Origin of the sequence: Shewanella inventionis (assembly GCF_014641855.1) — a bacterium.
Classification (GTDB): domain Bacteria; phylum Pseudomonadota; class Gammaproteobacteria; order Enterobacterales; family Shewanellaceae; genus Shewanella; species Shewanella inventionis.
Genome location: NZ_BMII01000008.1, coordinates 1 through 14,332, shown reverse-complemented (window position 1 = coordinate 14,332; position 14,332 = coordinate 1). Strand labels below are relative to the sequence as shown.

Annotated in this window: 11 protein-coding genes; 10 read left to right on the top strand and 1 reads right to left on the bottom strand. The window is 38.9% G+C overall.

Going from position 1 to position 14,332, the window contains the following annotated elements:
- The first annotated feature begins 83 nt into the window (after positions 1-83).
- From IEW93_RS05885 to IEW93_RS05865, 5 genes are all read left to right on the top strand, one after another.
- Positions 84-1,418: a hypothetical protein gene (locus IEW93_RS05885; RefSeq protein WP_188737908.1), complete on the top strand. Its 1,335-nt coding sequence runs from the start codon at positions 84-86 to the stop codon at positions 1,416-1,418.
- A 4-nt stretch (positions 1,419-1,422) separates the two neighbouring features.
- The gene (locus tag IEW93_RS05880) at positions 1,423-6,672 is read left to right on the top strand and encodes a strawberry notch-like NTP hydrolase domain-containing protein (RefSeq protein ID WP_188737907.1); all 5,250 of its coding nucleotides are present in this window, start codon (positions 1,423-1,425) and stop codon (positions 6,670-6,672) included.
- A gap of 9 nt (positions 6,673-6,681) precedes the next feature.
- Positions 6,682-6,963 carry a hypothetical protein gene (locus IEW93_RS05875; protein WP_188737906.1) on the top strand — a complete coding sequence of 94 codons (282 nt, stop codon included), beginning with the start codon at positions 6,682-6,684 and terminating at the stop codon, positions 6,961-6,963.
- 9 nt (positions 6,964-6,972) lie between these two features.
- Complete coding sequence (gene topA, locus IEW93_RS05870; RefSeq protein WP_188737905.1) at positions 6,973-9,120, top strand: type I DNA topoisomerase; 2,148 nt, start codon at positions 6,973-6,975, stop codon at positions 9,118-9,120.
- An 82-nt stretch (positions 9,121-9,202) separates the two neighbouring features.
- On the top strand, positions 9,203-9,871 hold the full coding sequence (locus tag IEW93_RS05865) for a hypothetical protein (protein ID WP_188737903.1): 669 nt from the start codon (positions 9,203-9,205) through the stop codon (positions 9,869-9,871).
- Positions 9,872-9,919: 48 nt separating this feature from the next.
- On the opposite strand, the gene IEW93_RS05860 is transcribed toward IEW93_RS05865, so the two are convergent.
- Positions 9,920-10,366: an HU family DNA-binding protein gene (locus IEW93_RS05860; protein ID WP_188737901.1), complete on the bottom strand. Its 447-nt coding sequence runs from the start codon at positions 10,364-10,366 to the stop codon at positions 9,920-9,922.
- A 105-nt stretch (positions 10,367-10,471) separates the two neighbouring features.
- Here IEW93_RS05860 and IEW93_RS05855 point away from each other — a divergent pair, with 105 nt between their 5' ends.
- From IEW93_RS05855 to IEW93_RS05835, 5 genes are all read left to right on the top strand, one after another.
- Positions 10,472-10,729 (top strand): 2Fe-2S iron-sulfur cluster-binding protein, encoded by a 258-nt coding sequence (locus tag IEW93_RS05855; protein WP_188737900.1) that lies wholly within the window; start codon positions 10,472-10,474, stop codon positions 10,727-10,729.
- A 3-nt stretch (positions 10,730-10,732) separates the two neighbouring features.
- The gene (locus tag IEW93_RS05850; protein ID WP_188737897.1) at positions 10,733-11,272 is read left to right on the top strand and encodes a hypothetical protein; all 540 of its coding nucleotides are present in this window, start codon (positions 10,733-10,735) and stop codon (positions 11,270-11,272) included.
- A 1-nt stretch (position 11,273) separates the two neighbouring features.
- Positions 11,274-12,665, top strand: a complete 1,392-nt coding sequence (locus tag IEW93_RS05845; protein WP_188737896.1) for an ATP-dependent DNA helicase — start codon at positions 11,274-11,276, stop codon at positions 12,663-12,665.
- A gap of 70 nt (positions 12,666-12,735) precedes the next feature.
- Positions 12,736-13,398, top strand: coding sequence for a restriction endonuclease (locus tag IEW93_RS05840; RefSeq protein ID WP_188737894.1), 663 nt, complete (start codon positions 12,736-12,738; stop codon positions 13,396-13,398).
- 31 nt (positions 13,399-13,429) lie between these two features.
- Positions 13,430-14,086: an SEL1-like repeat protein gene (locus IEW93_RS05835; RefSeq protein ID WP_188737892.1), complete on the top strand. Its 657-nt coding sequence runs from the start codon at positions 13,430-13,432 to the stop codon at positions 14,084-14,086.
- Positions 14,087-14,332: the final 246 nt, after the last annotated feature.

Sequence of the window (14,332 nt, the reverse complement as noted above, 5' to 3'; positions counted from 1 at the left end):
CATTAATGTAATCCTGTTTGATATGTGAATAAACTCAGTCTATACTTAACATGTTCTTGATACGTTCATTTATGGAGAGAGTGATGTCTAAATTACAGTTATTCGAAAAAGCAGTAAACAAAGCGATAACAAGCAAAGGGCGTAGCGAGCGACTTACAATTCCTGTTCAAGTCGAAGGTTACGATATTGACCCAAACGATGCGGGAAACTCCTCTGTAATTGGGCATCATTATTTTACAAAGGAAAAGATGGTTTTTCGGATAAATAAATCATCCAATCCAAATCAACCAACCGTTGCAGGATTTCAATCTCTAGAAGAAGGTGCAGATCCTAAGTTCGAATACAGTGTGCCGAAAAACGGTGTGATAATGTTCATGGACTGCAAAAAACAAGAAGACGGTTCTTATACTGCAGAGTGGGCAAAGAGCACTATTAGGAAAAGTCATCAAGCTTTAGTAAGCAATTTTTCGACTGTTAAAGCAGTAAGGCAATATGGGGATAAGCCACCGTACATTGTTTTCGACTCATATATTCCAAAATTAGCCAAAAGTCTCGACCTTCGTCACGTCAAAAGCGCCAATGAAATCAAATCCCTTATTGTAGAAGCCTTAGAGCCCAAATTAGGTGTTGAAGCGAATCGCTCAATAGCTTTGTTACGGATTATGTCTAGTGATACTAATGAAAAAGTAATGAGCTTTGAAATCACTGGCATAAAAAAATCTGCAGGTGCCGGTAAGCAGCAAAATTGCACTGGAGAAGAATCATTTGAGCATTTCACCAAGGATGGTATGGGGAAGGTGATCTTCAAAGATGGTGCAGTAGATAACTTACTTGGCAGCGATCTAACTGTAGAGGTTGTTCCTGGGATTAGCTATTTCGTCGCTAAGTCCACTTCAGAACAATATTTCTATACCTCAGATGAAATAAAGTCTGAAGGAAAGGATGCCTCGTTTGTTGGTACCCTAAAACCAAAAACCATCATGTCAGTTTGGACCAACATGCTTAACAAGGTTGAGTTCGTCACAGATGAAGATGGCAGCGAGAGTAAGGTACGTAAACCAAAAGTGATGAATGTTTATCTGACAACTGCACAACTTCAAGAAGATAAAACTAAATTGGTTACCGCGTTCAACACTGAAACAACAAATCAAAAAATTTACGACTTAAGCGAGTTGCCAACTGAAGCATTTTTAAGAGTACGAGGGTTGAACTCTGAAGTAAAAGAAAATATTAGCCCAAAAGCGTCCACTAGCAATGCTGTTGAAAAGGTTAATACAGCCCCTGAAGTCGTGGAGAAAGCACAAGCAAAACCGCAAGCCATAAAAGATGATTATGAAGATAACATGGATTTTGAGTTATCCGAAGATGATATGGCAGAGCTAAATGAGATTAGCCGTAGCATGAGAACAATGGGGTAGAATCATGAGTAAAACAAAGAAATGGTTGCATTTTCATGAACACAATTGCTACCTGGTACCCGCAGTTTTGCCATCAAAAAGGCATGTATTACTTATGGTGGGCGCTCTAACAGACCAAAGATCAAAAGAAGGGTTAGAGCAGTTAGGTTTTAAGCCAACCTCAGAAAACACGTATTATGCAACTAAATATTCGAAAGAGGGGGGAAAGGTTGAAGGGCTAGATATGAAACTTTTTAGAACTTACTGGCCTTCACTTACTCTTGAAGATGTCCCTTTAGATTTTATATATAGACCATGGACGTTAGTGAAAGAAACATTATCTTCACCAAGTTCAAATAAGCCAAAATTAAAAAAAGTTACCAACAAACAGATCCAGGCAAGTGAAAAGGTTGAGCCAGAGGTCACTTTAAAATCGGAAATGGTGAAGCTGCAACAATCCACATACCTTGGTCGCAATTACTTGGATGAAAAAGTATACCAGGACGCTGAAGGTCGATTTAGTGCAAATGATGATCAAGCCGTAAGCTATTGGAAAAGAGGCACAGATAATCCGCGTTATCTATTTGCTATTGATGCTGTTGCATTCAACTCATCACCAAAGGTAAATGGCATATTGGAATGTGCAGAAGGTTTAGTAAATGACCTCATAGAGACAAACAAAAAAGTCACCTTTGACGAAGTGGCAGAGATAGCTGCTGTTTGGTTTGATATCCCTGTAACTAAGCTAAAGGAACGCACAGACAAAGGGTTACCTTTGATGATGGCTGTTCAAAGGGCAGCAGAAACTGTAATTTCATCCAAACTAGCAGCAGCAAAAGCTAGTTCAGAAAATCTAACGCACGAGCAATCTATTGAGCTGGTTAATAGGTACACACACTTAAACGAAATAAAACCCAACATACCAAATGTAAAAATTAAAGAACTGACAGGCAATGACTATATTGCATACACACCTGAACCGTTACCAGTATTAAGTAAAGTCGCTGGTGACTTTACTCGAGACTTGCCTAAAGGCAGTAAAGTTGTAATCCCGTTTGCCTCAGTAGGTGGCGGCATACCATTCCTTGATGAACATCTAAAAGTGGAGTTGGTTGGCCATAAAGGTGAAATGGGTATATCTAAATTTGGTCTTCCAAAGTATATACCCAATAATGTTAGCTTTTCACAGCGAGATCTACATAACGGGGCCATTGAAAGTAAAAGTGCAGATTGCTTGGTGCTAAACACGCCAATAGGCAACCTTGCATCATCAGTTTCGGTTGACGGTATTGCGGTTAATCGATATGACCATAAAATTGCAATGGAATTACTTCGTTCTATTAAAGACGATGGCAAGGCAATCGTCATGGTGAATGTCGATGGTAATGGCACTGGCATAGGTCATGTGAAGCCAGAATCAAAAGACTTCCATGATTTTATTTATAAAAACTACAATGTCACGTCGAACATTGATTTTAACCCAGCAAACGCTCAAGCCAAGCGGATCTACTCAATTGACGGAAGAAAGTTAATTCCGGCAACAAGCATCACAATTCCATACGAATTAAACACGATATATACAAATGAGCAATTAATTAAATGGGTAGGAAATAAGGAAAACTTTACATACAAAGATGTAAGCTCATTAGAGTCTATAATTAACAGCCTTTCAGCCAAAGAAATTCAAATCAACGAGTATCAATCCGAATACAACGCATTAAGTCAAATTGGAAGTGCAAGCTCAAAAATACCAAAAAATTTAAGTGCAGCTGTTCGCCAGGGTTTCACTCGCTTTCTTTCTGCACATGAAAACATAGATGAATTTGTTGGAAATGCACTGCAGATGCCCCCACAGCAATTAGAAAGAGTCTTCTCACCTGAACAAATCGATGCTATTGGCCTTGCAATATGGCGCGATGAAAATGGTTTAGGATTTCTAAATGGAGACAAAACTGGTGAGGGCAAGGGACGCGTGAATGCCGCAATGATCCGCTACAATATTTTGCAGGGGAAAAATGCAATTTTCATGACGTCAAAAGCGACGTTGTTCCAGGATATATGGCGAGATATTGTCAACATTGAATCTGACTCTTTAATTAAACCATTTTTAGTAAATGAAAAATCAAATATTGTGGATGATAAAGGTAATTTGGTTGCGCAAGCAAATCAGTTGCAAACTAACTCACTAGTAAAGCAACACAAGTTTCCTGATGATTGTAATTTACTTATGGTCACTTATTCACAGCTAAGCCGAGCGACAAAGTATGAAGTAGTGAATGGCCAGAAATTAGCGATACGCGATAAGGCCTCTTGGCTAGAAGCAATTTCTATAGGTAAGTTCGTTAACTTAGATGAGTCTCATTTGGCGTCGGGTAATTCGAATACAAACACACGTATATTAAATGTATTAAAGAATGCTTCAAATGTAATGTACTCATCAGGGACTTGGGCAAGAACTGAGAAAAACTTTGGAGTGTATCATCGATTATTAAGAAATATTGAACCTGAAATTATTCAGCAAGCGGTAAAGAAAGGTGGCGATGTATTGCTTGAAATATTCTCGGCATCCTTAGCGTCCGATGGAGGGTTTATTCGCAGGGAAAGTGATATATCGACAATCACAATTGAACCTAAGAAGAATGAATCTGCTTTGGCAGAGAATATTAAATTAAGTGATTCATTTGCTAATGTTGCTCAGGCGTTAGCTATTCTCAGTGGTGGTTTAAACAGGGTGGTTAATGAGCAAAACCAAAAACTTGCAGAAGCACTTAAGGCTGGAGGGAAATCACCTAAACAAAACAAAGATATTGGGCTTAATTCAACCGGCTTTGGCTCTCTTTTGTCTAACTTGTCTAAACAGTTTGTATTGTCACTCAATAGTGATTTTGCGGCCGAACAAGCAATTGAATCACTAAAGAGAAATGAAAAGCCATTTTTAGCGTTAGAGTTTGCAGGCAACTCGTTTTATAAAATGATGTATGACGAACAAACAAAACTCATCGCTCAAGGAAGAGCTCCGAGCGATTACAGCTTAGATAAACCTTTGCAGTTCCGAGATTTATTTAAAGTAGCTTTAAACAGACTGATAACTTTAACCGATAAAAAAACAGGGCTAGTAGTACCTGTATCTAAAGTGATGGACCCGATAAAGGCTAAACAATTTGATGATTTGGTGCGTGAGATTCGTCTTGAGATTGATCGGATGCCTGACTTAGCCTTTATGCCTGTTGATAATATAAGGCATAAGGTTGAGGCCGAAGGGTATTCGTTTGCTGAAGTGTCTGGGCGCAATATCCGAATAGATCTACGAAGCGACGGGGTATATCAGTTTGTTAAATTCGATAAACCGTCGCCGTTGAGCGTTCGAAATGCATTCAATAACGGTGATTTAGACGTCATTCTCGGCACCAAAGCGATGGTCGATGGTGTGAGTATTCATTCAGATAAAACGTTCAAAGATCAAAGGGTCCGTAGGTTAATTGAGGTTGAGGTATTTAGAAACGTAACAGATCGGGTTCAGTTGCTAGGTCGCGTGAATCGAAGAGGTCAAGTAACCAACCCGGTGGTAAGTACATTAAGTTGTGGCATACCTGCTCAAGAACGCCTGAATGCAATGTCGAACTATGCGCTCGTAAAGATGAGTGCCAATATGACTAGTAATCGTGACAGTGCTTTATCTTTAGATACCATAAATCTATTGAACGAAGAGGGTGATATGGTTTGCCAAAAATACCTTGAAGCAAACCCACACTATATTCATAAGTTAGGGTTAAATCCTGATGATATCAATGTCGAAACCATTACAAAATCCAGTGTTGAATCATTAGCTAGAAAGTTAACGGGTAGACTCATCCTTCTTCCTTATTTGGAGCAGGAGAGGGTTTACACTGAACTATGCAAAGAATATAACGCCAAGATAGTGGAATTAAATAATCAGGGCATAAACCCATTAAAACCAACCTTTTTAGATATCGAAGCTAAGGAGGTGAGTCGTCAAATATACAAAGGCGTGCAAAGAAACTCTTATGCGTCAATATTCGATGAGCCAGTAAGTATTGTGGAAGTAGAATATCAAGAATTGATCAAGCCATGGGATGTTGACCGTGTGCTAGACAAAATTGAGTCGTCTACCGCTTCACTGAGTGCCGATAGCCGTGTAACTGATGGAACTCTATCTAATCTAGCAACAATCATCGCATCAAATATGGATAAGCTTTTATTAGAGGCATGCGACGGCGATCAAGATTTACTGGACAGTATAATTTTAGACCGAAATAACAGATTGTTTGCCAATGCTTCAGGTACGCAATACAAGCCGATGGCATGGAACACGCTTATAGATATAGTCAATAAAGCGTTAAGTAGAAGTGAATATCTAATCGATATATTGCCAAAATTGAAAATAGGTTCTGTTATAGAGTTGCCTAACAGTTTCTACTCGAGTTTCAATTTAAAGGGTGATTGTGTCATCACGGATATAAAACTGCCACAACAAGGCTCAGAACATAATCCTTCACAATATTCATTCAAAGTCATCACGCCTGGTGATACTGAAGAAATGATTCTTAATTTAGGCAGTTTTTTTATGGCCTTAGATAAAGAGTTTGTCAAAGCTGCAGTATTTGATGAATTCTCGTCATTGGCCACTGAGTTTGACTCATATCAAGCTGGCTCAGTATTCAGAAAGTCAGTTATGCTCGAAGGTAACCTTTTTGCTGCGGCGCTAGAATCTGCGGATGAAGGCTTAGGTAAGCCTGTTACCTACACAACTGAAGATGGATTAGAAAAACGGGCCATTATGTTAAAGCATAACTTAACCGTAAAAGAAATGATGCATAAGCCGGTCTTTATTCATGATCATAAAACAGCAGCAGATCACTTAAGGACCGCGAAGGAAGGGTATATATGCACATCAGAAAAACGAAGCGATATTGGCGCGTTAACTATACATATATCCCCTAAAAGAGACTCTTATGTGTTGATGTTGCCGTCAGGTGTCAGAAAATCTAAACCATTTCTTGATAATCCTGAGTTTATGGACGCAATAAATAACAGAAATATTGAGTCATCAAGATCATTCAATAAATTTGAGATTTACGAAGATGAATTAGATTCAGTTATGAGAGCAATATATAAAATGGGCGTTAAATTCAAAACTAAAGCCGATGGTGTCTCATGGATCAATCAATACGAAAATAATCTAATTAATGTGCAATCACCGTTAGTGCATCCCAAAACGCATGTACAACATACTACGGCAGCAAAGACCGCATAGGATTTTGATATGGAAAACTTACTAAAATTATTGGCATCATATGGTGCCAATTTGGATGATGACTTCAATGGTGTTTACGTTATCGAAGGTAATGGGTGTCGCTTGGCCCTTGATAATTGGTATGAAGATGAACAACACGTTTTTTCAATTGAATATATAGACCCGGTGTTAGAGGAAACAATTTTTGAAGTGACTTTGACTGAAGGTGGCGAGTTTTTAAATGCATTTTATAACGGTGAGTCAATCGATGAAGATGATTTAGAAAATGAATTAGAAGAACGCTTCAGTTAGGCCATAATTATGACTAAATTAGTTTTTGTTGAGTCACCCGGTAAAATCAAGAAGATAGAGTCATACTTGGGTGAAGGATGGATTGTAAGGTCTTCAGTGGGTCATATCCGTGACCTTCCGTCACGCGAACTGGGTGTTGATACTGTTAGCATGGAAGCTAAATATGAGCTTACTGAGCGAGGTAAAGAGGTCGTCGGGAAGTTGCGAAGAGATGTCGCCAATGCTTCTGATGTGTACCTAGCAACGGATTTGGACCGTGAAGGCGAAGCCATCGCTTGGCACTTACAGCAAGTCTTCAACCTACCTAGCAATTGCAAGCGAATCGTATTTAATGAAATTACTTCGGCGGCCATAAAGAAGGCAATCAGCGAACCAAGAGTAATAGATTTAGATTTAGTGCATGCTCAAGAATCGAGAAGAATTCTAGATAGGTTGGTTGGCTACACAGTTTCACCTATGTTAAATCAATTAAAACTATCGAGTACAGTGAGTGCCGGACGCGTGCAGTCTATTGCGCTTAAGTTGGTAGTTGAGCGACAAATGCTCATTGATGCTCACCAATCAGAAAGTTATTTTTATATTCATGCGATGTTTGATGGGTGGAAAGCAACCTTTACCGGCGAGCTAAACGCCCCGGCTGATTATAAAGATACAAAAGCTTATCGCATGAATGATAAAGGCTTGAGTGTAAGGTTGACTGTGGCTCTAAATCAAAACCCTGAATTGAAAGTTGCAAGTCTTGAGCAAAAGCTAAGAAAAAGGACACCACCCCCACCTTTCACTACGAGCGTTCTTCAGCAAGCCGCTAGTGTGGCGTTAAAAATTTCACCTGATGAAACCATGAAGTTGGCGCAAAAACTTTATGAAAAAGGGCTGATAACTTACATGAGAACGGATTCAGTCTTCTTGTCCGAGGATTCTATTAGCTCGATAAGAAATTGGATATCAAAATATCAAGAAAAAAAAGGTGTTGACTGGCTATTGCCAGAGACAAAAAACGAACATAAAGGTAATGCAGGCGCTCAAGAAGCTCACGAGGCAATAAGGCCAAGTGATATATTTGATGTCAATCCTGACATAGAAGGGCAGGAAAAAGCTTTATACCAGTTAATTTGGAAAAGGACTGTAGCTAGTCAATGTTCATCAGCTGAAATTGACCAGATGAAAGTCACTTTAATATCAAGGTTAAAGGTTAATGAAAAACCTGTTTCATTTGAAGCTAAAGGCGAAATAATCGTCAAGCCGGGCTGGTTGTTAATTTCAGGAAATGACAAGTCTGATGAAGATGAGAAGGATGAAAATCAGAAGTTGCCACCGCTAGAACAAGGGGCTGTTATTAAGCCTATTACGTTCGACCAGGAGGAGAAACGGACGAAGCCACCTAAGCGATACACTGAGGCTGCATTAGTAAAGGACCTCGAAGGCAAAGGGGTTGGTAGGCCGTCTACTTACGCTTCAATTATGAAGACCATTATTATGCGTAAGTATGTGAAAGTTGAGTCAAGATTGCTTGTTCCAACCCCTCTAGGTATTGAGTTGTACAAGGCTATAGACCAATCAAAATTCAGTTTTTTTGATTACGGATATACCCAAAATGTTGAAGCTAAACTTGATGCAATAGCGAGTAGCAAACTGCAAAGGAAGCAGTTTTTGGTTGATGAGTTTTCTATTCTGGCCAATGAGATGAAAGGATTAAGTTTACAAACATCACAAAATAAAGAAGCGTTCAAGTGTAGTAAGTGTGGCGGCGATGTATTTTCAATGAATGGGAAGTATGGCGCATTTATAGCGTGTTCTCTGTGCATGCAAAAGTATAACAAAGATGGTACCGCCTATGTGCCAGCAGAGAAGACCTATATCGAGGATAAATGTAATGTGTGCAATAAGCCAATGCTTCAACTTAATACACAACCGGGCAAACCAAAGTATTTTAAGTGTGAGAAATGTGATTACTTAGTCGGTGCAACTGAGTCGGGCAGCATTGATATATCTGCAATGCCGAGACTATCAGAAAAGCTTTGTGAGACACATAACACACAACTTTTGATTAAAATTAATGCAAAAGGTGAGGAGTATACTGCCTGTAGAAAATGTGCCTCTACAAAAAGATCCACATCTAAACCGAAAACCTTCAAAAAGACAGCGAAAAAGGTCTAGTTTAAATACTTCGCACTTACAAATACACAATGGTGATGCTATATTTAAAATATACTTATTGTGTATCTGATTAGGGGGTTTTATGGCTGATGTTAAATTAGGAGATCTAAAGTTTGATGATGAGATAATTGAGGCAACTTTAGAAATCTCGTTGGATACTGCGGCAGAGTTAATGGTGCTTACCAAGAGTGAGGCCTTTAAATCTGCTAAGGACTTAATGCTCAAGTCATCGCTAACGCTGGTTGCTTCAGGTGCAGTTACTGCAGTGTCTGCGATGGGCGCGAAGATCGCTTCAGTATTTCAACATATGAATATAAGTGATACGCAAACATCTGCAGTAATGATGGTCAGTAATTTTTTAAACAACGAAGCAACGCTAAATGCTGCAATGACCGCAGGAACCGTTGGCGCTGTAGGTGCTGTCGCATCGTTAAGTGTCAACAAACTGGTAAATGCCCTAAATGATATAACAATAAAAATGGACCCGACAATTATATCAAAAAGACAATCTGCACTAGCAGATGCTTTTGGTGAGATTTTCGAGTTCAGCGAGAATCTTAAAGCAGACCGTTCAATGCATAAGATTGATGCTAGTTACGAAAAATTGCGTCCAGTAGCAGAAAAAATTGGTTTTGAGGGTGACGATAATGGTGACAGGATTATCTATGAGTGGTTATCCGGGGTGACAAACGAAAAAATGTCACCAGATGATGTGGATGCGGTTAAAATATTAAATGCGAGTATGCGCTGATAACTGCGCTATCATTAGTTGCTCTGCATAGGGAACAGAGCAACTATTTTACGAGTTTTTGGCGGGTACAGCGAGGTCTTTAGATATTGTTTGTCTTAACTTTTTATCGCATGTTGAGTTAATCTTTACCCCGTTTAGACGAATTCTTGTATTCTGCTTGGCAATAATGTCATGTTTTGCTGGTTGGCTACGTATCTTGATTTCAGCACCGCCATTAATTTTACGTGTACCTGCCTTTCGCTCTTTTCTAACAACGCGTTCAAAAGTAATTAATCCATCTATTTTTACTGTGTTCAGATTGATATTCATCAACTGAAAATAGATTGAGTTTGTTAGCGTTTTTAGAATATCAACAACGTCCTGTCTTTGGACGCCGGATACATCAGAGATAATTGCCACTTGATCCCGCATACATAGTGGCTTATCAAGGTTGATTGATAACTTTGAAGATGTTGCTTGGAATTTATCAATTGTTTCTTTGGTTAGTTCAGCCATTAGCTTATGTTTCCCTATTAATTAACACCGATAAAATACTATTATAGTTTGACGTCAAAATCAACTTTTGTGATACTTGAAAGGTGCATTTAAAGGGGTGTAAGAATGGCAGCGATTATAGAAGTAAATGGTAAGTTTTACCCAGTCAAAGATGAGACGGTGCTTGAGGCATTGGAGAGATCTGGTGTTGAGATCTATTCCCAATGTAAAGACGGTTATTGTGGCGCTTGTAAGTGCAAGGTTGCTAACCCTGAAGCAGTAAAACATAGTGACGACATCCTCGCGGCCTTTGATAAGGAAAATGAAATATTGACTTGCTCATCTAAGGTGTTGGACGGACAAACCTTAGTCCTGAAGATGTAGCTTATGGAACAAGATATTAAGTACATATTTGAGACTGAGCGAATCAATTCCGCTCATTTGAAGCTTGTCGTTCTCGATAAATGCCCAAAGTGGATGACCGAAGCTTGTGAAGAGTTCAAAAAGGATGCGTATTGCCATTATAACACTATGCACTTACAGAGGATGATAGTTAGCCTTTTGCCGGATGAACAATCAAAACAAGTCAAATATGTGATTGGTTATATTCTCAGAGGGGTGCCAGTCGAGCATGCATTTTTAAAAATAGGTGATAAGTATTTTGACCCAACTATTGATTATGAAGAAACTAAAAACGATGAGGTTTATGAGTTGCTTTCGCTAGATTGTGACGAAGTAAAGGCAGTTACCGGGAAACACGGTACAGAGGACCATGGTGTTCTCATGCTTAACCTGCGCAAAAACGAAGACTACAAATATTTGTTCAATTTTGATAATGAAGAAATAATGATAGATGCAATAAAACAAATGATAGAGAGTGAACATGATTTTGAACATGAAAACTCTCTTACAAAAATGAAATTTTAAAATGAGTAGCAGCATACAAAAGCTAATAGATAAAGCTCGTTTTACAGGTAGTACATATTCAAAAATCAACTTCGCGTATGCTCACAAAGAAATTGACTCGGTAACACTGTTTAAAGGTGGTGTTGGTTACACAGATGATTATGAATTAGAAAGGTCCATCTTTAACGAGTTGATTAGATTAAGTTCAACGTCAACCTCCCATCAAGCCAACTCTATTAATTACATAGCTTCGCGGGAACTCGATAGTGAGCAAAACAAAGCGATACTCAGCGCCATTCAAAATCCAATCACGATCATCAATGGGAATGCTGGCTCAGGCAAGACTCGGGTCATCAAAGAATTAGTCAATTTTCTTCAAAATGACATTAATATTGATAAGAGCGATATTGTTTTGTGTTCGATGTTAGGTGTAGTGGCAAACAAGTTACAAGTTTTAACAGGCCTTTCAAGTTTTACTATAAATCGTTTATTAGAGTATCAAGATAATGGTAATGGAAGTTATATACCAAAGAAAAACGCGTCTAATCCAATTAACTGTCAATATTTGATTGTTGATGAGGCCACGCTAATAAGCAATGATTTAGCGTTAGCGTTGCTACGAGCATTACCAATAGGTGTTCGAATAGTTTTGGCTGGGGATGTCGGGCAGGTTTTATCAATACAACCTGGCGCGTTCTTTACATCAATTGTACACAGCAACGCTTTTGGTCAAATTCACTTAAAAAGTAATTACCGAAACAAATCTTCAAACATCGAACGTTTGGCCCTTGACATTATTGCACCGAATTCAGTGAGAGATGTCGTTGATTCATATTCAGATAGCACCGTTCGCGTTATTCAAACGATAAGCGACCAAATCACACTAAGTAAACTCCAGCAAGCTATCTCGCGTGCAAATTCTAGTGGTATAAAAGTGGCAGAGTTACAAGTCCTTACACCAATTCACGATGGTATTTTAGGTACCCGAAATCTAAATCAGCTTGTTAAGTCTTCAACTGGAAGCAATTCATTTAAAGTTATTTTAAATAAGACTAACTATCGTCTGGGTTTATTCAACGGGCAGATCGGAAAAGCGGTGATAGTAGGCGACGAGGTAAAGGTCAATATCCAAGGCAAGACATTGACGCTAAATCTTGTCGAATTCAATGAACGTTTCGATTTGGCTTATGCACTAACGCCACATAGGGTGCAAGGTGCAGAATTTGACCTGGTTATCGTTGTCATTCCATACCAATGTGTATTAATTGATGCAAATTGGCTGTATTCAGCAATGACCAGAACAAAAAAAAGCCTTGTCGTGATCGGTGATGCAAGCCTGATCGAAAGGGTAGAACATCGACAACGAAGAACGTTTTTAGAAGTCTTACTGGCAGGCGATAAAAAAACTAAGTAGCTATACATTTGCCTTGATGGTTGTTAACTTTTCTAGTACATTATAAGTATATAAAATGATGGGGTGGTGTGTGGTTTCAGATAATAATTCTATCGTGTCCTTTCTCTCGGTTCTAAATGAAAGCGTACTCACCCTAATGGGGCCGATCTTCAACCAGTATGTCCCAGCATTAAATTACTCATTATATCTTCCAGTCACTTACTTAGTCGTTTTTGTGGTGATCAGCGTAATTTACCTAACTATCGATACTAGTAAAAATAAAAGGTGGCGAGTAGAAAGCTCCAAGTCAGCCCTGCATAAAATTAAAAATTTTGAATTGCCTGCTCAAGTGTTTGCATACGTCAGGCGCATGGACCCGTTTACTTTTGAAGAGTTACTATTGACCTCGATAAATAGAAATTCATTCGTTAAAATCGAGAGAAATTCAAAGTACACTGGTGATGGAGGCGTTGATGGGCGTTTTTATATCAATGGCAAGTTATTCTTACTGCAAGCTAAGCGTTATAAGGGGTACGTCAAAACTGCTGATGTTCAATCTTTAGTAGAAAAAACAGAAGAGCATAAAGCAGCAGGAGCAATATTTGTTCATACGGGCAAAACTACCAATGCAGCGCTAAAAAAATATACCGAAGGCAAGGTGTTTATTGTGTCAGGTCATGCAATGTGCGCTTTAGTACAAAAAGGAAAGTTACCATTAGGTCTGTTAAGCCTTGCCCAGCCCCGAGAGGCTTAACCATGTCAATAACCACCCATAATTAATCAAAGTGAATAAAATAATTCTTTTAGCTCTTTTAAGCCTTACTTGGCCTAAGTCCATCCATGCTGATCCTATCGATTTTGTTGAGTTTGTTGATGCTTCGTCCGAACCTTCTCAAGAGTATCAGGCTCAGATTTTATGTGGTGATGTGTCAAGTAGGGTCGCCTTCGTAAATTCTTTAAAAAACTGCCCTGAGCATATATCGAGGTTAGAAGATGTAGTAACAGACTATACGTCTCTTGCAATAAATGATGATGATTTCATATTAACTTGTATTTTAGGTCGATATAACCTGGGGCACTTCACAAAGAAAACGAATTACAATGAAGCGCTTAGACTATTCAATATAAACACACGGCATGGCAATCTTAATGCTTTTTATTATCTAGGTGAAATCTACGAGCAAGGCTTAGGTTTAAACCCTAATGAAGAAGTGGCATTCGGATATTATTCGATTAGTTTGCTGCGAGGTCGCCCGTTTAGCGAAGATGTAAGACTGAGACTGAGGATGCTGCAAAAAATCATTAATCTAAACGCTGAAGACGATATAAAGCGATTTATCACAGAGCAATATGAACTAGCAATGATGTCCGACTCTCTAAAAGCAAGACCAACATTTATGTTAGGTGTTTATGGTAACTATCACGATAATTATTGTAATTGAGCGTTTGCCTAAACTTGTTCAATGCTTTATCTGTGGCTTGACATGCTCCCCGCCTAAACGGGGATTCCTGAATACAGGCGATAATAAATTACTTTATCATCTACTTTCTGCTGCTGATCGCTAATGCAATTCACTTCACAGACGCTACGGCTCTGCCCGAACCTGATTAATTACTTATGCCGCTTGCTCTAATTCGCGTAAATAGCGATTTAGGACCACTTTAGCAGCGTTTTTATCCGCATTATC